This window comes from Sphingopyxis sp. J-6 (assembly GCF_046603995.1).
GTDB lineage: Bacteria > Pseudomonadota > Alphaproteobacteria > Sphingomonadales > Sphingomonadaceae > Sphingopyxis.
Window position 1 is genome coordinate 2,633,705 of the sequence record NZ_CP145810.1, and the last position, 20,005, is coordinate 2,653,709.

At 67.4% G+C, this 20,005-nt stretch carries 15 protein-coding genes; 11 read left to right on the top strand and 4 right to left on the bottom strand.

Features of this window, described 5'->3' with window-relative positions; all coding sequences use genetic code 11:
• Positions 1 to 22 precede the first annotated feature (22 nt).
• Positions 23 to 1,765, top strand: a complete 1,743-nt coding sequence (locus V6U71_RS12685) for an acyl-CoA dehydrogenase (RefSeq protein WP_411338810.1) — start codon at positions 23 to 25, stop codon at positions 1,763 to 1,765.
• Between the two features lie 13 nt (positions 1,766 to 1,778).
• Here the strand turns inward: V6U71_RS12685 and V6U71_RS12690 are convergent, their stop codons facing one another.
• Positions 1,779 to 3,626: a gamma-glutamyltransferase family protein gene (locus V6U71_RS12690; RefSeq protein ID WP_411338811.1), complete on the bottom strand. Its 1,848-nt coding sequence runs from the start codon at positions 3,624 to 3,626 to the stop codon at positions 1,779 to 1,781.
• 135 nt (positions 3,627 to 3,761) lie between these two features.
• On the opposite strand from V6U71_RS12690, the gene V6U71_RS12695 reads away from it, so the two are divergent.
• Positions 3,762 to 4,430, top strand: coding sequence for a helix-turn-helix domain-containing protein (locus V6U71_RS12695; RefSeq protein ID WP_411338813.1), 669 nt, complete (start codon positions 3,762 to 3,764; stop codon positions 4,428 to 4,430).
• Between the two features lie 9 nt (positions 4,431 to 4,439).
• On the opposite strand, the gene V6U71_RS12700 is transcribed toward V6U71_RS12695, so the two are convergent.
• A complete protein-coding gene (locus tag V6U71_RS12700; RefSeq protein ID WP_411338814.1) occupies positions 4,440 to 5,090 on the bottom strand; it encodes a glutathione S-transferase family protein in 651 nt (216 codons plus the stop codon).
• A gap of 173 nt (positions 5,091 to 5,263) precedes the next feature.
• On the opposite strand from V6U71_RS12700, the gene V6U71_RS12705 reads away from it, so the two are divergent.
• From V6U71_RS12705 to V6U71_RS12740, 8 genes are all read left to right on the top strand, one after another.
• Positions 5,264 to 6,892, top strand: a complete 1,629-nt coding sequence (locus tag V6U71_RS12705) for a CHASE domain-containing protein (RefSeq protein ID WP_411338815.1) — start codon at positions 5,264 to 5,266, stop codon at positions 6,890 to 6,892.
• Between the two features lie 255 nt (positions 6,893 to 7,147).
• Positions 7,148 to 10,732, top strand: a complete 3,585-nt coding sequence (locus V6U71_RS12710) for a hydantoinase B/oxoprolinase family protein (protein WP_411338816.1) — start codon at positions 7,148 to 7,150, stop codon at positions 10,730 to 10,732.
• On the top strand, positions 10,733 to 11,416 hold the full coding sequence (locus tag V6U71_RS12715; protein ID WP_411338817.1) for a DUF969 domain-containing protein: 684 nt from the start codon (positions 10,733 to 10,735) through the stop codon (positions 11,414 to 11,416).
• On the top strand, positions 11,413 to 12,351 hold the full coding sequence (locus tag V6U71_RS12720) for a DUF979 domain-containing protein (protein WP_411338818.1): 939 nt from the start codon (positions 11,413 to 11,415) through the stop codon (positions 12,349 to 12,351). Before V6U71_RS12715 ends, V6U71_RS12720 begins: the two co-directional genes overlap by 4 nt.
• A 2-nt stretch (positions 12,352 to 12,353) precedes the next feature.
• Entirely contained in the window at positions 12,354 to 13,346 is a 993-nt protein-coding gene (locus tag V6U71_RS12725; RefSeq protein WP_411338819.1) for a DUF2891 domain-containing protein, read from the top strand.
• Between the two features lie 166 nt (positions 13,347 to 13,512).
• Positions 13,513 to 14,523: a LacI family DNA-binding transcriptional regulator gene (locus V6U71_RS12730; RefSeq protein WP_411338820.1), complete on the top strand. Its 1,011-nt coding sequence runs from the start codon at positions 13,513 to 13,515 to the stop codon at positions 14,521 to 14,523.
• A gap of 98 nt (positions 14,524 to 14,621) precedes the next feature.
• The gene (locus tag V6U71_RS12735; protein ID WP_411338821.1) at positions 14,622 to 15,797 is read left to right on the top strand and encodes a GGDEF domain-containing protein; all 1,176 of its coding nucleotides are present in this window, start codon (positions 14,622 to 14,624) and stop codon (positions 15,795 to 15,797) included.
• A gap of 119 nt (positions 15,798 to 15,916) precedes the next feature.
• A complete protein-coding gene (locus V6U71_RS12740) occupies positions 15,917 to 16,216 on the top strand; it encodes a hypothetical protein (RefSeq protein WP_054729895.1) in 300 nt (99 codons plus the stop codon).
• Positions 16,217 to 16,434: 218 nt separating this feature from the next.
• On the opposite strand, the gene V6U71_RS12745 is transcribed toward V6U71_RS12740, so the two are convergent.
• Positions 16,435 to 16,911, bottom strand: coding sequence for a MarR family winged helix-turn-helix transcriptional regulator (locus V6U71_RS12745; RefSeq protein ID WP_411338822.1), 477 nt, complete (start codon positions 16,909 to 16,911; stop codon positions 16,435 to 16,437).
• Positions 16,912 to 17,054: 143 nt separating this feature from the next.
• On the opposite strand from V6U71_RS12745, the gene V6U71_RS12750 reads away from it, so the two are divergent.
• Positions 17,055 to 17,804 carry a hypothetical protein gene (locus V6U71_RS12750; RefSeq protein WP_411338823.1) on the top strand — a complete coding sequence of 250 codons (750 nt, stop codon included), beginning with the start codon at positions 17,055 to 17,057 and terminating at the stop codon, positions 17,802 to 17,804.
• Between the two features lie 16 nt (positions 17,805 to 17,820).
• Here the strand turns inward: V6U71_RS12750 and V6U71_RS12755 are convergent, their stop codons facing one another.
• A complete protein-coding gene (locus V6U71_RS12755) occupies positions 17,821 to 19,995 on the bottom strand; it encodes a TonB-dependent siderophore receptor (RefSeq protein ID WP_411338824.1) in 2,175 nt (724 codons plus the stop codon).
• Positions 19,996 to 20,005 lie beyond the last annotated feature (10 nt).

Consider the following 20,005-nt stretch of genomic DNA (forward strand, 5'->3'; position numbering starts at 1 on the left):
ACCAGTAAAGTCGGGACAAGAGATGACCTATACTCCGCCCACCACCGAACAATTGTTCGTTCTCGACCATATCGCCCGCGTCGACGCGATGGCGAGTCACGACAAATTCGCCGCCGCGACCCCCGACATGGTCGAGGCGATCGTCACCGGCATCGGCGACTTCGCCGCCGAGGTTTACGCCCCGCTCAACCGCGTCGGCGACGTCCAGAACCCCAAATGGGACAATGGCAAGGTCACCATGCCGCCGGGCTTCAAGGAAGCGTATAGGCAGTTCGTCGAGGCGGGCTGGGGCAGCCTCGACGGTCCCGGCGAATATGGCGGGCAGGACCTGCCCTTCACCCTCGCCGCCGTGGTGATCGAGGCGCTCGGCAGTGCCAATATGGGCTTCACCCTTTGCCCCATCCTGACCGCGGGAGCGATCCACGCGCTGATGGCCTATGGCACCGAGGAACAGCGCCAGACCTGGCTGCCCAAGCTGGTCAACGGCGAATGGAACGGCACGATGAACCTGACCGAGCCCGCCGCGGGCAGCGACGTCGGCGCATTGCGCTCGACCGCCGAGAAGGTGACCGAGGGCGAGCACGCGGGCCTGTACAGGATCAAGGGCCAGAAGATCTTCATCACCTTCGGCGAGCATGACCTCACCGACAATATCGTCCACCTCGTCCTTGCCCGCACCCCCGGCGCGCCCGAGGGGACGCGCGGCATTTCGCTGTTCCTCGTTCCCAAATACCGCCTCGATCCGGCCGGCAACCCGACGATCTCCAACGGCGTCCATTGCGCCTCGATCGAGCACAAGCTCGGTATTCACGGCTCGCCGACCGCGGTAATGGTCTATGGCGACAGCGAGGATTGCCTCGGCGAAATCGTCGGCGACGAGATGGGCGGCATGCGCGCGATGTTCGTGATGATGAACAACGCCCGCCTGATGGTCGGCTGTCAGGGCGTCCAGATCGCCGAGCGCGCGACGCAGCAGGCGCAGCGCTACGCCGCCGAACGCGTCCAGTCGTCGCTCGCGGGATCGCCCGACCGCACCCCGGTGACGATCGACCAGCACCCCGATGTCCGCCGCATGCTGTGGCGGATGCGCGCCCAGACCGAAGCGGCGCGCGCGCTGACCTATTATGCCGCGGCGCAAATCGACTTCGGCAAATTGGACGACGAGGCCGCGGCGATGCGCGCCGAGGTGCTTATCCCGCTGGTCAAGGCGCATGCCACCGACATCGGCTGCGAAGTCGCGAGCCTTGGCGTGCAGGTGCACGGCGGCATGGGTTTCATCGAGGAAACCGGCGCCGCGCAGCATTATCGCGATGCACGCATCGCGCCGATCTATGAAGGCACCAACGGCATCCAGGCCGCCGATCTCGTCGGGCGCAAGCTCGGCATGGCGGGCGGCGATCTCGTCCGCGGCCTGATCGACGACATCGCGCACGGCGCCGCCGACTTCCCCGAACTCCAGCAGCTTGTCGACGCCTGCCGCGCGGTCACCGACTGGATGGTGAATGCCAACACCGGCGACCGGCTCGCGGGCAGCTACCCCTATCTCACCATGCTTTCGACCGCGACCTGCGGCTGGCTGATGGCGCTCCAGCACAAGGCGGCGAAGACCGCGCTCGACGAAGGCAATGGCGACGCCGCTTTCCTCGAAGCCAAGGTCGCCTCGACGCGCTTCTACCTGCAGCAGATCGTGCCTGCGGCAACCGGCCTCGCCCCCTCGGCGCTCGCCGGCGACGCGGCGCTCGCGCCGCTGCCCGCGCTCGGCTGAGCGAACGCCGCGGTCAATAAGCGAGGGCGCAGCCGTCGGCGCGCATCTCGCTGGCCGCGGCGTAGACGCGCGTGTCGCCGTCCATCCGGTGTTCGACACACTGATAGCGGCCGAACCCGCCATCGGGCTCGCCCAGCGTCCAGCCGATATCGGCGAGCCGCCGCCGTGTCGCCTCGGGCACCCCGCTTTCGAGGCGGAGCAGGCCGTTCGTGCCGAGGTCGGGAGCGTCCTCGCCCATCGTCTCGGACGATCCTTCATGATGCCAGCGCGGTGAATCGCCCGCCGCCTGAATCTCCAGCCCGTAATCGACGCGGTTGACGACGATCTGTGTCTGCCCCTGCGGCTGCATGTCGCCGCCCATCACGCCAAAGCTCATCCACGGCACCTGCCCGCGTGCCGCGAAACCCGGGATGATCGTCTGGAACGGCCGCTTGCCCGGCGCATAGATGTTCGGATGCCCGTCCTGCAGACTGAAGAGCTGCCCGCGGTCCTGGAACATGAAGCCGAGCCCGTCGGCGACGAGCCCCGATCCCATGCCGCGGAAGTTCGACTGGATCATCGACACCATCATGCCGTCCTTGTCGGCGCAACTGAAATAGGTGGTGTCGCCGCGGCTCGGCGCCTGCCCCGGATGGACCGTCGACAGCAGCCGGTCGGGGCGGATCAGCTTGGCGCGCTCGGCCGCATAGTCCTTGGAGATCAGCCATTCGACCGGCACCTGGGCGAAGTGAGGATCGGCGTAATATCGCGCGCGATCCTCATAGGCCAGGCGCTTCGCCTCGGCCTGCAGGTGGATCGACAGCGCCGACTGGAACCCCGCGCCCTTCAGGTCGAAATTCTCGAGGATGTTGAGCATCTGTAGCGTCGCGATGCCCTGCGTGTTGGCGCCGAGCGCATAGACGTCGGTGCCGCGATAGGCGGTCCGGTGCGGCTCGATCCATTCGGACTTGTGCGCGGCCATGTCCTCGTAGCGCAGCCAGCCGCCGATCCGCTTGAAATAGGCATCGATCGTCCGCGCAATCTCGCCCTCGTAAAAGGCATCGCGACCGCCTTCGGCGATCAGTCGAAAGGTACGCGCGAGGTCGGGGTTGCGAAACACCTGCCCCGCCGCCGGTCCCTTGCCGTCTTCGACGCCATAGGTCCGCAGCGCATTGTCGACCTCCTCGATCCCGCGCCCCGGCTGGCGAAAGCCTGTCAGGCTGCGGCGGATATAATAAGCGATCATGTCGGGCACCGGCGCGCCCGCCTCGGCATGCGCGATCACCGGTTCGAACAATTCCTTCCACGGCAGCTTGCCGTAGCGCTGGTGCATCGTCCACCAGCCATCGACTGCGCCCGGCACCGATACGCTGATCGCACCATAGGCCGGCAGCGTGCCGCCCTTGGCGCGGCTGCGCACCGTCGCCAGATCGAGCCCGCGCGGGCTTTTCCCCGAACCGGCCAGACCCGCGAGCTTCTTCGCCTTCGGGTCCCAGATCATCGCATAGACGTCGCCGCCGATGCCGTTCGCCGTCGGTTCGAGCAGCCCGAGGCAGGCGTTGATCGCGATCGCCGCGTCGACCGCCGATCCGCCGCGCTTCAATATATCGATCCCCGCCTGCGTCGCCAGCGGATGCGCCGTCCCCGCGGCACCGCTCAGCCCATAGGCCGCGGTCCGCGACGCAAAGCTCGCGCCGACCGGCCGGTCGCCGCCCTGGACATCGGGCCGGACGAAACGGTCCGCGCCCGCTTCCCAGACCGGCGGCTGCGCGGCGGCGTCGCCTGCTTTCGGTGCGGCCTTCGGCTTGCCCTCCTGCGCGAGGCCGACCGTGGGCAACAGCGCGGCGGCGGGCACGGCGGCCAGAAGTGTGCGACGATCCATGGACTTGTCTCCCGGGGAAAAATCCACTTTCGCGGCAAGCGATGAGGATGACAAGACCGGATGTCCCAGGGTCGGGGCCCATCTTTCGCCGCGGCTGCTAACCTTCTTTTAACCGGCGAAATCCCACAACCGGATATGGCCATTTCCGGATATTTTCTTCCCTCGCCGCAGAGCACCGACAAACGTCAGGACACGCGCCGAAAACTCAGCCTTCTGGCCCACGGCGTGCAGCATGACGGCACCGGCATCGCGGTGCAGATTCACAATATCTCGGGCACCGGCCTGCTGTTCGAAAGCGACATCGAACTGGTGTCCGGCGACCGGATCGAAATCGCACTGCCGCACGCCGGCGACATCAGCGCCGTGGTCATCTGGGCCAGCGGGCGGCTGTTCGGATGCCAGTTCGAAGGCCCCGTCTCGCCCGCGACGCTGAGCGCGGTGGAGCTCAAGAGCGCTCCCGCCTCGGCGCCCGTCTTCGACGAAGAAACTGCGGCACCGGCAATGGACGACAGCTTCGGGCTCCGCCTGCAGCGGCTCCGCACCATGGCCGGGCTCAAACAGGCCGATCTCGCGGTGCGCATGGGCGTCGGCGCGGCATCGGTTTCGAGCTGGGAAAAGGGCCGCGCGCGCCCGAAGCGGAGCAGCATGGCAAAGCTCGCCGCCATTCTCGGTGTCCAGACCGCCGACCTGATCGAGGACGCCGCGCCCGAGGGGTTGCAGAAGCTGCTCGACCGCTGCCGCGAACAGATTGCGCGCGCTGTCGGCACCCGCCCCGACCGGATCAGGATCGTCGTCGAACTTTAGGATCGAACGCTAGGTGGCGAGCACCTTCGCCATCATCCGCTCTTCCTTTTCGATCCACGGCGCCATGCTCGGCCGCGACAGGATCGCTTCGCTCCACGCCGCGATCTTCGGATGTACCGCCGCGTCGACGCCGGTCCCGCAATGGCGAAAATTCATCAGCGGCGACGCGACGGCAAGGTCGGCAAGCGTCAGCCGGTCGCCGACGAGGAACCCCGATGCAGGGATCGCGCCTTCGAGATAGTCGAGCAATTTCGGCAGTTCCTCGCTTTCGGCCAACGCCGCGGCGGCAAGGTCGCCCTCACGCCCGAGGAATTTCGGCGCGACGATGCGGTTGAAGAACATCTTGCCGCTGCACAGCGCAAACACCGTGTCGGCAAATTCCTCCCACCAGATCACCTGTCCGCGCTGCTGCGGATCGGCGGGGATCAGCGGCGGCTCCGGATGCTTGGCTTCAAGATACTGGATGATCGCGCTCGAATCGGCGAGCAGGAAACCGTCGTCGTCCATCGCGGGCATCTTGCCCAGCGGCGACGCCGCGCGGAACCCCGGATCGGGGTCGCCGATCCCGACGCCCTTCAACTCGAACGCCAACCCCTTTTCGCCAAGATAGCCCAGCAATTTGCGGACAAATGGCGACACGACCGACCCGTAAACGATCATCTTTTTCCTCCTCGGCAGGCCGTCCAGCATAGGAGAAAGGTTGTCCGTTGCAACCCGTCGCAGCGTCCGCATCCGAGCAGCTGCGAAAGGCACTTGCCTTCGTCCCATCAGCGTGGAAAAGATTGCTGCAGGGGGTCGCTGCCGCGGCAGATATCATGCGGGGATAATCGCCAATGCGTCCTTCGCTCTGGGCAGACCGGTTGATGGGGCTGCTCGTCCGTTTCGTCGGGCTGCTCATCCTGCTGGCCACCCTCGCCGCTTCGGCCGCGAGCTTCTTCTATAACCAGACGCAGGAATCGGATCAGGCCGCCCGCGTCGCGATGCAGGTCAATATGCGGCTGCGCGACCATGTCGCGATCCTCGAAGGCGTCCGCGCGCTTTATCAGTCGGACAGCGCGACCAGCGGCCCCGGCATCAAGGCCTATCTCGGTGCGCTGCAGCCGCAAGTGCAGGCGCCGGGGATGGAGGGCGTCGGCATCGCCGCCGCGATGCGCGCGGCGACGCCCGCCGCGCTCGAGGCGAAGCTGCGTGAAAATTATGGCGAGGATATCAAGATCTGGCCCGCGACCGACCAGCCAATCGGCTTCGCGGTCGTCCTTGTCGAGCCTTACACGCCGCGCCGCCACGTCGCGCTCGGCTTCGACATGTACAGCGAACCGGTGCGGCGCGCAGCGATGCGCCGCGCCTGGCAAACCGGCCGCCCGGCGGCGAGCGGCATCGTCCAGCTCGCGCAGGAAAAGGCCGCCAAGGTCAAGCAGCCCGGTTTCCTCGTCTACATCCCCGTCTACACCCGCGATCCGCTGCCCGGCGAAGAACCGGGCGGCGACACGATCGCAACCACCGCCGGCACCCGCCCGGTCGAGGCGTTCGTTTATGCGCCGTTCCGGGTCCACGACCTGATGCGCGCGGTGCTCGGTGCCCAGCTCGATACGATCGACGGGATCGAAGTGCGCGCGGGCGCCGGCCCGGCGGCGCCGGTCGTCTTCCGGCACGGCAAGATCGGCTGGGACGCGCACGAACAGACGCTGCGCATCGCCGACCGCGAATGGACGATGCGTATCTCCTACGGCCGGTTCATCGACCGGCTTGGCCGCCCGCTCGGCATCCTGCTGTTCGGTATCGCGCTCGCCCTGCTCGCGACCCAGCTTCACCGCGTCCAGCGCCGCCGGATCGACGTCGCGCAGGCGCTCGCCGAACAGCAGGCGCGCCATGCCGAGGATCGCGAGCTGATGATCGGTGAAATGGCGCACCGGATGAAGAACGCCTTTGCCCGCATCGGCGCGCTGGCGCGGATCACGCTGCGCGAAGCGAAGGATCTCGGCGACTTTGAAACCAAGTTCGACGGGCGGATGCGCGCGCTCTCCGATGCGAAGCAGATGCTGGTGACCGGCGCGGTCGATCATGTCGAGCTTGGCCGGATCGTCCGCCGCGAACTCGAACTCGCCGGCCGCTCCGCCGACCAGCTCGCCGCCGTCGAGGGACCCGAAGTCCGCCTCGATGACGACGGCGCGCAGTCGATCTCGCTCGCGATCCACGAATTCGTCACCAACAGCATCAAATATGGCGCGCTCGCCGGCAGGGGCGACCTCGCCGTCGGCTGGCGGCGCGATGCGGGCGACATCGAATTGTCGTGGGTCGAAAGCGACCTGCCCGAAACGCCGCAGATCGACCATGAAAGCTTCGGGACGCAATTCATCCGCACCCTGATCGAGCGGCAATTGAAGGGAAGCTGGCAACGGACCGCGGTTGACAAGCGCCTCGCCATCGTCATTCGCTGGCCGGACAATGCCCCCACCGACTGACGTCAGGGTCAGAACCCATGGATTGCGCGCCCGAGGTTTGAAGCGATTTTGTCTAGGGCTAGGAGGCAAGGCGCAGGGATATGTCAATATTTCAAGACTTGCCAACAACGCCATGGACAAAATCGATCAAATCCCGAAGGGACGCCGAAATGGCTTCGATCTCGCATTCGCGCAACCTTGCGGGTAGCGCTGCTACCCGCGGCGGCTGCGCGAACACGATATCTTCGCCATTTCGGCGCCTCGGACGTGCAATCCATGGGTTCTGACCCTTACTGGCATATCTGGATCGACCGCGGCGGCACCTTCACCGATGTCGTCGCGCGGTCGCCTGACGGCGAGGTGGTTACTGCCAAATATCTCAGCGAAGACCCCGCCCGCCCCGGCGACGCGGCGGTGGGCGCGATCCGCGAACTGACCGGCTCGGGCGGCGGCACCCTTCCCCCGCTCGCGATACGCATGGGTTCGACCGTCGCGACCAATGCGCTGCTCGAACGCAAGGGCGAACCGACGCTGCTCGCCATCACGCGCGGGTTCGGCGATGCGCTGACCATCGGCTATCAGGACCGCCCCGAGCTGTTCGCGCGCAGGCTCGACCGCACCCCGCCGCCTCATGCGGAAGTGGCGGAAATCATCGAACGCGTCGGCCCCGACGGCGACATCCTGACCCCGCTCGACGAGGATGCCGCACGCGCCGCGCTACAGTCGGCGCGCGACGCCGGTCTCACCAGCATCGCGATCGTGCTGATGCACGGCTACCGCTATCCCGCGCACGAACGGCGGCTTGCCGAAATCGCCGCCGAAGTCGGCTTCGCGCAAATCTCGACCAGCCACGACGTCAGCGCGTTGATCAAGCTCGTCGGCCGCGGCGACACGACGCTCGCCGACGCCTATCTGTCGCCCGTCCTGCGCCACTATGTCGACCAGTTCGTCGGCCAGCTCGGCGACGGCACAGACCCGCAGTTCATGAAAAGCTCGGGCGGCCTTGCCTCCGCAAGCGCCTTCCACGGCCGCGATGCCATTCTCTCGGGCCCCGCGGGCGGCATCGTCGGCATGGTCGGCAGCGCCGCCCCGTTGGGCAAGGACCGCCTCATCGGCTTCGACATGGGCGGCACCTCGACCGACGTCAGCCATTATGCCGGCCGCCTCGAACGCGATAACGAGACCATCGTCGCGGGCACGCGTATCCGCGCGCCGATGCTGCGGATCCACACGGTGGCGGCGGGTGGCGGCTCGATCTGCCGCTGGGATGGCGCACGCCTGCTCGTCGGCCCCGAAAGCGCCGGCGCCAACCCCGGCCCGGCCGCATATGGCCGGGGCGGACCGCTCACCATCACCGACTGCAACATCCTGCTCGGCAAGATCCAGCCCGATCATTTCCCCAGGCTGTTCGGCCCGAACGGCGACCAGCCGCTCGACCGTGATATCGTCGTGCAGAAATTCGCCGCGATGGCGGCCGAGGTCGGAGGCATCACGCCCGAAGCCCTCGCCGAAGGGCTGCTCGCCATCGCCGTCCAGCAGATGGCGAACGCCATCAAGCGCATCACCATCGCGCGCGGCCACGACATTACGCAGGGTTACAGCCTCGTCGGCTTCGGCGGCGCGGCGGGCCAGCATGTCTGCCTCGTCGCCGACGCGCTCGGCATCGACGAAATCCTCCTCCACCCGCTCGCCGGGGTGCTCTCGGCCTATGGCATGGGCCTCGCTCGGCCCTCGGCGATCCGCGAGCGGACGCTGGCGCTGAAACTCGACGAAGACTGCGCGGCGACACTCGCAGCCGACGAAGCGGAACTGGCGGACGCGGCCCGCGCCGACCTCGCGGCGAACGCCGAAACCGCCCGCGAAACGTTGCTCTTCGTCCGCCTCGCCGACAGCGACAATGCGATCGAACTCCCGCTCGCCCCGCCAGCCGAGGTCGCAAGCGCCTTCGCCGCCGCCTTCCGCCAACGCTTCGGCTACGCCCCGCACGCCAATCTCGTCGTCGATCGCATCCGCGTCGAACTCACCGAGGCCGGCGATACGCCCGCGACGCTGCCGCCACCATCCGCCGCCGCGGAGACCGGGCCCGAAATCGTCACCGCCTGGCTCGCCGGGGGCGAGCATCATGTCCCGCTCCATCGGCGCAGCGCTCTCGCTCCCGGCCGCACCGTAACCGGCCCTGCGATCATCATCGACGCGCTCTCGACAACGGTGGTCGAGCCGGGCTGGCGTGCCGAAATCCAGCATGAGGGTACGTTGCTCCTCGCCCGCACGCGTGCCGCCGAAACGCACACCGCCGCAACCGACGATCTCGCGCAACCCGACCCCGTCCGCCTCGAAATCTTCAACAGCCTGTTCATGGCGATCGCCGAGGAAATGGGCGGCGCACTCCAGCACAGCGCCTCGTCGATCAACATCCGCGAACGGCTCGACTTCTCATGCGCGATCTTCGACGCGGGCGGCAGTCTCGTCGCCAATGCCCCGCACATGCCCGTCCATCTCGGCTCGATGGGCGAGAGCGTCCGCACCATCCTGCGCCAACGCACGGGCGACGGGCGCGGCATTCGGAAGGGCGACGCCTATGCCCTCAACGCCCCCTACGACGGCGGCACGCACCTCCCCGACATCACCGTCATCATGCCGGTATTCGTAGAGGGCAATGCGCCGAGCTTCTTCGTCGCCGCACGCGGCCATCACGCCGACCTCGGCGGCATCGCCCCGGGCTCGATGCCGCCCGACAGCACGAGCATCGCCGACGAAGGCATTCTCTTCGACAATGTCCTGATCGTCGATGACGGCAATTTTCTCGATGCCGACGTCCACCTGCATCTCACCGCCAGCGAATGGCCCGCGCGCAACCCCGCGCTCAACATCGCCGACCTGAAGGCGCAAGTCGCTGCCTGTCAGCGCGGCGCCAGCGCGCTCGCCGACCTCGCCGCCACCCACGGCGCCGCCACCGTCGCCGCCTATATGACGCACGGCCAGCGGCAGGCCGAAGCCGCGGTGCGCCAGCTCGTCGCGCGCCTCGACGACGGCGCTTTCCGCTATGCGATGGACAATAGCGCCGAGGTCGCCGTCGCGGTCAAGGTCGATCGCGCGGCACGCCATGTCACCATCGACTTCACCGGTTCGTCGGCGACGCTGCCCGACAATTTCAACGCCCCGCTGCCCGTCGTCCGCGCCGCAGTCCTCTATGTCCTGCGCACCATGCTCGACGATCCGATCCCGATGAACGAAGGCTGCCTCGCGCCGGTGACGCTGATCGTTCCGGAAAACTCGATGCTCTCGCCGGCCTTTCCCGCCGCGGTCGTCGCGGGCAATGTCGAAACCAGCCAGGTCATCACCGACGCGCTGTTCATCGCCTTCGGCGCGATGGCGGGGGCGCAGGGGACGATGAACAATTTCACCTTCGGCGGCGACGCGCACCAATATTACGAGACGATCGCCGGCGGCTCGGGCGCCGGTCCCGGCTTCGACGGCACCAGCGCCATCCAGACGCATATGACCAACAGCCGCATGACTGACCCCGAGGTGATGGAGATGCGCTTTCCCGTCATCGTCGAGGAATTTTCGATCCGCCGCGGTTCGGGCGGTACGGGCAAGTGGCACGGCGGCGACGGCGCGACCCGCCGCATCCGCTTCCGCGAGCCGATGACCGCCAACATCCTCGCCAACCGCCGCAGGATCGCTCCCGCGGGCCTCGCCGGCGGCGAAGACGGCGCACCGGGCCGCAACCGGGTCGAGCGCGCCGACGGCCGGATCGAACATCTCGCCGCCACGGGCAGCGCGAAGCTCGAAGCCGGCGATGCTTTCGTGATCGAAACCCCCGGCGGCGGCGGCTATGGCGGCGCGAAGGGGGACTAGATGCTCGTCCTGATCGGCATCCTGATCATCATCGCGGGCTTCCTGCTTCGCTTCAATCCTTTGCTCGTGATCATGGCCTCGGCGCTCGCGACTGGACTCGCAGCGGGGCTCGATATCACAGCCATCGTCGCCGCGTTCGGCAAGGCGTTCAACGACACGCGCTATGTCTCGATTATCTGGATCGTCCTTCCCGTCATCGGCCTGCTCGAAGCCTATGGTCTCCAGCAGCACGCCCGCACGCTCATCACGCGCATGAAAGGCGCGACGCTCGGGCGCCTGCTCACCTCCTATCTGTTGCTCCGCCAGGCGATGGCCGCGGTCGGGCTTACCTCGGTCGCCGGTCACCCGCAGACCGTCCGCCCGCTCGTCGCGCCGATGGCCGAAGCGGCGGCCGAAGCGAAGAACGACGCCCTCACCGACGACCAGCGCGAGGAAGTGAAAGCCTTTTCCGCCGCGACCGACAATGTCGGGCTGTTCTTCGGCGAGGATATCTTCCTCGCGATCGGCTCAATCCTGCTGATGAAGGGCGTGCTCGAAGGCTATGGCTACCAGATCGAGCCGCTGCACTTCTCGCTCTGGGCGATCCCGACCGCGATCGCCGCCTTCATCATCCACGGTTTCCGTCTCCGCCGCCTCGAAAAGCGCATGGTCCGGACGGATGCGGCGCAGGATGCGGGCGAATGATCACGCTCGGTTTCGTCTATGTCCTCGCGGGCCTGACCTTCGCGGCCTTCGCGCTGCTCGGCCTGCGCGATGCCGACAATCCCAAGCGCTTCGGCAACGCCGCCTTCTGGGGCCTGCTCGCGATGTCGATGCTGGCGGGCGACCGGCTCGGCGACTTCGGCAACGGCCTGCTCGTCCTTGCGCTCGTCGCGATCGCGGGTACCGGCCAGATCGGTCGCGCGCCCGGCGGCGACGTCGCACCCGAGGTGCAGGCGGCAAGGGCCGCGAAGCACGGCCCCTTCCTGCTTCTCGTCGCGCTGATCATTCCCGCGGTTGCCCTCGCGGGCACCTTCCTGTTCAAATGGGTCCCCGGCCTCGCCGATCCCAAGCAGGCGACGCTGATCTCGCTCGCGCTCGGAGTCCTCATCGCGCTCGCGGTCGGCATGGCGCGGCTCAAACCGCCGCCGTCGCTCCCGCTTCAGCAGGGCCGCCGCCTGCTCGACGCGGTCGGCTGGGCGACGATCCTGCCGCAGATGCTCGCCAGCCTCGGTGCGGTCTTCGCCCTCGCCGGCGTCGGCGAAGTCGTCGGCGGCCTCATCGGCACCGCGATTCCCGAAGGCAGCCTGTTCGGTGCCGTGCTCGCGTTCGGGCTCGGCATGGCGCTGTTCACGATGGTGATGGGCAATGCCTTCGCGGCTTTCCCGGTGATGCTCGCCGCGGTCGGCATGCCCCTGCTGATCAAGCAATATGACGGCGACCCCGCCGTCGTCGCGGCGATCGGCATGCTCGCGGGCTTTTGCGGCACGCTGATGACCCCGATGGCGGCAAACTTCAACCTCGTCCCCGCCGCGCTGCTCGAACTCAAAAATCCCTATGGCGTGATCAAGGCGCAGATCGGTACCGCGGTGCCGCTGCTCGCGGTGAACATCGTCTTCATCTGGCTCTTTGCATTCTGACCATGACCCACCTCACCCCCGAACACGCCGCCCGCTTCGCCACCGCAACGCTCGCCCACCTCGGCCGCGAATATCCCTACAAGATGGACCTCGTACTGAACGGCCCCGAGGATGCGAAGCCGCCGCGCGAGCATCACCCGATCTTCCACGGCAGCTTCGACTGGCATAGCTGCGTCCATGGCTGGTGGCAGATCCTCCGCCTCGCGCGCCGCTTCCCCGATCTTCCCGTCGCCGCCGACATTCGCGCCCGCGCCGACGCAATGCTCGTCCCCGACAAGGTCGCGGGCGAGCTGGCGTTCCTCGACCGGCCCTATTCGGCGGCGTTCGAGCGCCCCTATGGCTGGGCGTGGCTGCTCGCGCTGCATGCCGAGGCCGCCCGCCACGACGCCCCTTGGGGCGACGCCCTCGAACCGCTCGCCATCGCTTTTGCGGCGCGCTTCCACGCCTTCCTGCCCAAGCTCACCTATCCGCTGCGCGTCGGCACCCATTTCAACATCGCCTTCGCCCTCCTCCTCGCGCGGCACTGGGCCGAGACCCGCGACCCCGCCCTCGTCACCCTCATCGACACTCGCGCCCGCGACTGGTTCGCCGCCGACCGCGACTGTCAGGCGTGGGAGCCCGGCGGCGACGAATTTCTCTCCCCGGCGCTTACCGAAGCCCATCTGATGGCGGCCGTCCTCGGGGGCGGCTTCGCCACATGGTTCGACGCCTTCCTCCCGCACACAGCCGCCGGACAACCCGCGACCCTCTTCACCCCCGCCACCGTCTCCGATCGCAGCGACGGCAAGATCGCCCACCTCGACGGGCTCAATCTCAGCCGCGCATGGAGCTGGCACACCATCGCCGCCGCGCTCGGCTCGGGGCACCCCGCCAGCCCCGTCGCCGAAGCCGCCGCGCAGCGCCATCTTGCCGCCGCCCTTCCCCATGTCACCGGCGACTATATGGGCGAGCATTGGCTCGCGAGCTTCGCCCTGCTCGCACTCGACGGCCTGTAACGGCGCGCCCTTCTCTGTCGTCACCCCGGACTTGATCCGGGGTCCATGACGACGGCGCAGCGATGGATGCCGGATCAAGTCCGGCATGACGAGGGTTTGAAACCACCCGCATTGACAACCCCGCTCCCCACAGCGACAGACGGCGCAAAGGGGGAGAAGGACTGCCATGAAGACGTTGCGCCCGACATCGTTCGACGTCGCCGAACGCGCCGGGGTCTCGCAATCGACCGTCTCGCGCGCGCTGCGGAACAGCCCGGGCGTCAACGCCGAGACACGCGCGCGCGTCTCCGCCGCCGCGCGCGAACTCGGCTATGTCGTCGACCGCCACGCCTCGTCGCTGCGCCTCAAGAGCAGCGAGACGATCGCGCTCGTCACCATCTGCCGCCCCGGCGAGGACCGCAGCGCGATCAACCCCTTCTATTTCGCCTTGCTCGGCAGCATCGCCGCCGCGACCTCAGCACGCGGTTTCAACCTGCTCGTCTCCTTTCAGGAGAGTGAGGCCAATTTCCGCGCCGATTTCGTCGCCTCGGGGCTCGCCGACGCGATGATCGTCATCGGCACCACCAGCAACCGCGCCGCTTGGCAATATTTCGCCGAGGCGCAGGCGTCAGGACTCGATTTCGTCTGCTGGGGCAGCCCCGGCAGCCCGTTCCACTGGATGCGCAGCGAAAATGACGAGGGCGGCCAGCTGGCCGCCGCGCATTTCGCGAAGACCGGGCGCCGCCGCATCGCCTTCGTCGGGCCGCAGCAGTCGCCGCAGCGCCAGTTCGACGAACGGCGCGACGGTTTCGCGGCGACGCTCGCCGCGCACGGCCTCACCCCCGTCGTCGTCGAACCGCCCGCCGCCGCCGACCGGCACGCGCAGGGCGTCGCCGCAACGCGCGCCTTGCTGGAGGCCCATCCCGACATCGACGCCATCTTCGCCGCGTCGGACATGCTCGCGCTCGGCGTGCTGCAGGGGCTCAAGGATGCCGGACGCCGCGTGCCGCAGGATGTCGCGTTGATCGGCTTCGACGGCATTCGCGCGGGCACGCTGGCCGATCCCGCGCTCACCACGCTCGAACCCGATCTCGACGCCGCCGGCGAAGCGCTCGTCGCGATGGCGCTCGAGGACGACGAGCATACGCGCAGCGGCACGCGCATTCCCGTCCACCTCGTCGTACGCGGCACCACCTGACAGAAATTCTGCGGTAACCGTGACTTAACTCCCCAAAAAGTAACTTCCTGTTATCCACGCGGGCGTATCCCGGACGGACGGGAAGCGGGAACGGCAAATTGAACGGACAGCTTTTCATTTCGCTGCTCAATCCGGGCATCGGCCTGCTGTTCGCCGCTGCCTTTTTCCTGCTGTGGCTGAACCGCCGCGAGGCCTATGTCGCCTATGCATCGGCCGCCTATGTCGCCACCGCCGCCGCCTTCCTGATCCAGGACGTCGCGCCCGCGCTGCCGATGGAGTTGCAGCGCCTGCCGGCCAATTTCGGCTTCCTGCTCACCGGCATGCTGTTCGCTGCCGCGATCATCAAACGCTATGCGCTGCCAGTACCCTGGCGCGCGATGGCGGTGACGATCGCCGTGGCCATGGCCTTCTTCACCTGGTTCCTGCTCGTCCACCCCGACATCCCCGCGCGCATCTATTCGGTCAGCGTCGGCGCCGGGGTGATCGCGCTGATGATCGTCCGCGCGCTGTGGCCGCTCGACAAACCCCATCTGATCGACCGCGTGCTATTCTGGGTCTCGGCGCTGTCGGCCGCCAATCTGATCATCCGCCCGGTCGTGATCCTCACCTTCAGCGGCGGCTTCGACGATTATGTCGGTTTCCAGCAGTCGGTCTATTGGACCACCGTCCAGTTCAGCCAGGCGATGGTGTCGATCGCCGCGGCGATCAGCCTGATGGTCGCGGTCGCCATCGACATGATCGCCGAACTGCGCCAGCAGGTCGATGACGACGAGCTTTCGGGCCTGCTCAACCGCCGCGGCTTCGAGGCAAAGGCGGGCGCGGCGCTTCGCCGCTCGGCCGACGAAGGCCTTCCCGCGGCGCTGCTGATCGCCGACCTCGACAATTTCAAGCAGGTCAACGACAGCCACGGCCACGCGTGCGGCGACGCGATCATCGCCGCCTTTGGCGCGCATGTCCGCGCCGTCGGCCCCGACAGCATGATCGCCGGGCGGATCGGCGGCGAGGAATTTGCCCTGCTGCTTCCTGGCACGGGAATCGAGGCGGCACGCCAGCTCGCCGAAGCGGTACGCACCGGACTTGCCAACGCCTGCGGCGACCAGATTCCGCCCGCCCTGACGCCGACGGCCAGCATCGGCCTTGCCGCGAACGTCCCCGGCACCGGGCTGTCGCAATTGATGCGGCAGGCCGACGAGGCGCTTTATGTGGCGAAGCGTTCGGGTCGCAACTGCGTCCGCACCTTCACCCCCGCCCCGGTCCTTCTCGCCACCGCCTGAAATTTCCGGCCGCGCCGGACCTGCGCGCTCCGGCCTCCTGTCCGCTCGCGATTTTTGTGCATTGCACACTAAGCAGGCATATACTAACATAGCTTATTAATTTCACTCAGGGGGTTCCCATGCGTTTCCATTTCGTCATCGCACCGTTCATTCTCGCCGCCGCGACCGTGCCCGCGGTCGCCGCGCAAGCCACCGACACGCCGGCCGCCAGCGCCCTGCCCCGTGCGCCCGTCGAAGGCGAAGTTCTGCGCGACGCCAAGGCGCGCATCCTTGGCAAGGTCTACAAGGTCCAGCCGTCGGGCGGCGTGCTCGCCATCGTCAACCGCCAGACCGTCCGCATCCCCGCCGACACGCTCAGCATCGTCGACGGCAAGCTGGTCACCAGCCTGACTAAGAGCGAAGCGCTCAAGCAGAAATAGGGCCCGGCGCCCTTTCTACCGGGTAGCTTCTGCAATGGCCGGTTGGGCGTGGGGAGCGGAAGTTCGCGCCCGAGCTGCACCCCGGCGAAAGCCGGGGCCCAGAGCGTTGGAAAGCTGGCCTTGCGTAAATACGCCCTGGGCCCCGGCTTTCGCCGGGGTACACGCCAGTTATGTCCACAACCGGCCGAAACCGGCCGATAGCCGCCCCGTGGTCGCTTCTACCCCGCCTCGCGCGGGTCACACCCTGCCACCACCGCCGGATCGACCTCGCCGCCCAGATTGGCGGCGATGCGTTCGAGCATCGCGTCGAGCGCGGCGATTTCGGCGGCGCTGAATCCGGCCAGCGCGTCGGCATCCTCGGCGGCACCGATCGCCGCCAGCTCGGCGAGCAGCGGATCGATCGCGCCGGTCAGGTGAATGCGATAGGCACGCCGGTCGGCGGGGTCGGCGCGCCGTTCGAGCCAGCCCGCCTCGGCCAGCCGGTCGATCGAACGCCCCACCGTCACTTCGCCGACTTCGAGCAACCCGGCAATCTCGCGCTGCGTCGCGCCGGGAAAGCGCCGCACGCACGCGATCGTCCGCCACTGCGCGCTGGTCAGCCCGGCGCCCGCTGCACGGCGGTCGAAACGCAGCCGCAACAGGCGCGACAGCTTCATGATCCGCATGCCCAGCGTCTTGTCGCCCTCTGCCTCCACGCCCGCCTCCCTTCGCATCTTCCGTGTCGCAGCCGCGCCCGCGCGGCGCAAGAGGGCGAAACGCCCGGACTGTGATGGCTGTCACCCCGCCGCTGCGGGTTTCGGACCATAGACCGGGTAACAGGGTCGACAAGGAAAGACGGATGCGATTGCGCCATTATCTCAAGCTTTTGCCGCTACTGCTGCTGATCCCCGCGGCCGCCGCCGACGCGCGGCTGACCGGCAATGCGGGCGCGCAGGCTCCGTCGATCCCCGTACCGCCGCTGCGCGAAAGCTGGCGCTATCGCTGCGATGCCGAACGGGTGCTGGCGGGCGGCACGGTCAGCCTGACGCGTCTTTACACCGATGCGGGAAAGCTCGACGGCGGCGACTTCATGCGCTGGACTCCCGCCGCTTATGACCCGCAACGGCCGCAGCGCCCGCTCGACCTCGAGCTTTCCTATATCTGGGACCCCGCGCGCCAGCCCGCGATCGAACCGCGCGCCATCGAGGTGAAGCTCCGCGTCGGGATCGACGCCGACCTGCCCGAGGTCGCGCTGATCTGGATGCAGCGTCCTTTCCCGGTCGAACCGCACGGCATTATCGGCAGCACCGCGCTTTCGACCCAGATCTTCCCTTACGCGGCCTATGACATGCGGAACGGCCATGGCGAACTGCCGCTCGGCGACCTGCTTGCCTATGCCGAGGGCTATGATGCGCTGGGTTGGACGCTCGTGCGTCCGTCGGACCGGCTGGGCGGCGACGCCGAACTCGCGCGCGGCACGATCGACATCGCGGCACTGCGCGAAGCCGTGGCCACGCTCCCGGCGCTGCGAACCATGCTCGCGGCGAAAACCGCCGAGCCAAAGACGCGCTGCGAACGCGTCCTCTGGCCCGAACATATCCTCTATTGAGCGCGCTGCGCGCCGATCAGAAGCCGAAGCGGATCGTCGCGCGCACGTTCCGCGGTTCGCCATAGACATAGCCGTCGAACCACAGATTGTTGTTGAAATAGCGCTTGTCGAACAGGTTGTTGACGTTGACCTGCAGCTCGACATGCTCGCCGAGCGCGTAACGCGCCATCGCATTGACGAGCAGATAGGCGGGCTGGCCGACCGCGACAATTTCATCGGTCGCCGGGTTGGGCGCGGTCTTCGGCGGGGTGCTTTCCCAGCGCAGCGAGCCGCCGAGGCTCAGCCCGTCGAGCGCGCCGCCGAAGTCATAACGCGTCGCCATGCGCAGCACCCGCCGCGGATGATGCGCCTGCACCGCCAGGCCGTCGATATCGCGCGCCGAAAACTCGCTCCACCCGAGGTTGAGGTCCCAGCCGGGCAGGATCTCGCCCGCCAGCTCGGCTTCATAGCCCTTCGACACCGTGCCCATCGCGGGACGGAAGGCGGGGTCCTGTGTGCCGGGAACCTTATGCGGGAAATCCACCACCGCGAAATTGTCCTGCTCGATACGGAACACCGCGGCGGACGCGCGCAGCCGCCCGCCCAACCATTCGCCCTTCAGCCCCGCTTCGTAATTGGCGCCTTCCAGCGGCGGCAGATAATCGCCGTTGCGGTCCTTGGCGGTCTGCGGATTGAAGATGCTGGTATAGCTCGCATAGGCCGACAGATTGTCGGTCACGTCGAACACCAGCCCCGCATAGGGGGTGAAGCGGTGGTTGTGGCGGATCGTATAGGCCTCGGGCGTATAGAGCGCGACCTCTTCGCTCCGCTTGTACCAGCTCAGCCGGCCGCCCGCGATCAGCTTCAGCCGCGCGCCGAGTTGCAGCCGCGTCGCGCCATAGACCGCATATTGCTCGGTGGTGCCGATGCCACTCATGTCATAGCGCGGACCCCAGGTCGGCTCGGGATAGACATTGCCGTCCCATTCGTTGAAATCCTCGATCGGCGCGACGCTGGCGGCGTCGGGATCGCGGTTGGTCCAGCCGGTCTTCAGATGGCTGTACATGCCGCCGACGATCAGCTCGTGGCGCTGCCCGAACAGGTCGAACCCGCCCTTCACCGTCGCGCTGCCGTGCCACTGCTCGGGCTTGCTTTCGTACCAATAGGCCCAGGGGTTGATCCCCGCGCCGGTGACCGGATCGGGATAGCCATCGGTCCACAGCAGCTTCGATTCCTCGAACTGCTGGTGATAGCTGACGTCGCCGCGCAGCGTCCAGTCGCTGCCCAGCCGCTGCTCGATCGTCAGGAAAGCCGTCTTTTCGACCGTGTCCCACAGGTTCCACCGTGCGCCGGTCGTCTTCGACCGCGGCCAGTTGGTGCGCGACCCGTCGCTGTACCAATAGGGCAGTTGCCCCCACAAAATCCCGTCGCGATTGTCGCGCTGGTAACTCGCGCCGACGCTGACGCGCGTGCTGTCGCCCAGATCGGCGTCGATCACACCATAGAAGAGATAACCGTCGCTCTTCTCGATATCGACGAAGCTCTCCTGCGTATAATATTGCGCGACGAAGCGGCCGCGCACCGACCCGTCCCTGGTCAGCGGCACGGTGACGTCGCCGGTCGCCGCCATCCGCCCCCACGATCCCGCTTCGAGCTCGAAGCTGCCGGTCAGCGAACGCGAGTCCGCGTGTTTGCGGACGAGGTTGATTGTCGCCGAAGGCTCGCCCAGCCCCTGCATCAGCCCGTTGGCACCGCGGATCACCTCGACCCGGTCGTAAAGCGCGCTGCTGTTTTCCTCGAGCCCGATATTGCCGGTGGCAAAGGGCGCTCCGTCGAGCTGGAAATTGCTGATCTCGAAGCCGCGCGCCGCCAGCATGTTGCGGCCGCGGTCGACTGCCTTCACCGAGACGCCGGTGGTATAGGAAAGCACGTCGGCGATATTGACCGCGCCCTGATCCTCGATCTGCTCGCGGGTGATGACGCTGATCGACTGCGGCGTCTGGCGCGGCGACAGCGACAGGCCGGTGGCCAGCGTGTTGTCCTCTTCGCCGCGGCCATAGACGACGATCTCGTCCTTGCGATCCTGATCGTCGGCGCCGGCGTCCGCACCGGCATCGCCCTCGGCCGCGATCGCGCCCGCCGGGACGGCCAGTGCGCCCGCAAAAAGCGCCAGCGCGCTCGTCGCAGCGGTCAGCAAGCGATGCATTTTCATCATAATCCCC

Coding starts and splice junctions, on each gene's coding strand:
- V6U71_RS12730 (WP_411338820.1), top strand. CDS start 13,513: ATGAAGACGTTGCGCCCGACATCGTTCGACGTCGCCGAACGCGCCGGG.
- V6U71_RS12700 (WP_411338814.1), bottom strand. CDS start 5,090: ATGATCGTTTACGGGTCGGTCGTGTCGCCATTTGTCCGCAAATTGCTG.
- V6U71_RS12695 (WP_411338813.1), top strand. CDS start 3,762: ATGGCCATTTCCGGATATTTTCTTCCCTCGCCGCAGAGCACCGACAAA.
- V6U71_RS12690 (WP_411338811.1), bottom strand. CDS start 3,626: ATGGATCGTCGCACACTTCTGGCCGCCGTGCCCGCCGCCGCGCTGTTG.
- V6U71_RS12710 (WP_411338816.1), top strand. CDS start 7,148: ATGGGTTCTGACCCTTACTGGCATATCTGGATCGACCGCGGCGGCACC.
- V6U71_RS12715 (WP_411338817.1), top strand. CDS start 10,733: ATGCTCGTCCTGATCGGCATCCTGATCATCATCGCGGGCTTCCTGCTT.
- V6U71_RS12705 (WP_411338815.1), top strand. CDS start 5,264: ATGCGTCCTTCGCTCTGGGCAGACCGGTTGATGGGGCTGCTCGTCCGT.
- V6U71_RS12720 (WP_411338818.1), top strand. CDS start 11,413: ATGATCACGCTCGGTTTCGTCTATGTCCTCGCGGGCCTGACCTTCGCG.
- V6U71_RS12725 (WP_411338819.1), top strand. CDS start 12,354: ATGACCCACCTCACCCCCGAACACGCCGCCCGCTTCGCCACCGCAACG.
- V6U71_RS12750 (WP_411338823.1), top strand. CDS start 17,055: ATGCGATTGCGCCATTATCTCAAGCTTTTGCCGCTACTGCTGCTGATC.
- V6U71_RS12685 (WP_411338810.1), top strand. CDS start 23: ATGACCTATACTCCGCCCACCACCGAACAATTGTTCGTTCTCGACCAT.
- V6U71_RS12740 (WP_054729895.1), top strand. CDS start 15,917: ATGCGTTTCCATTTCGTCATCGCACCGTTCATTCTCGCCGCCGCGACC.
- V6U71_RS12755 (WP_411338824.1), bottom strand. CDS start 19,995: ATGAAAATGCATCGCTTGCTGACCGCTGCGACGAGCGCGCTGGCGCTT.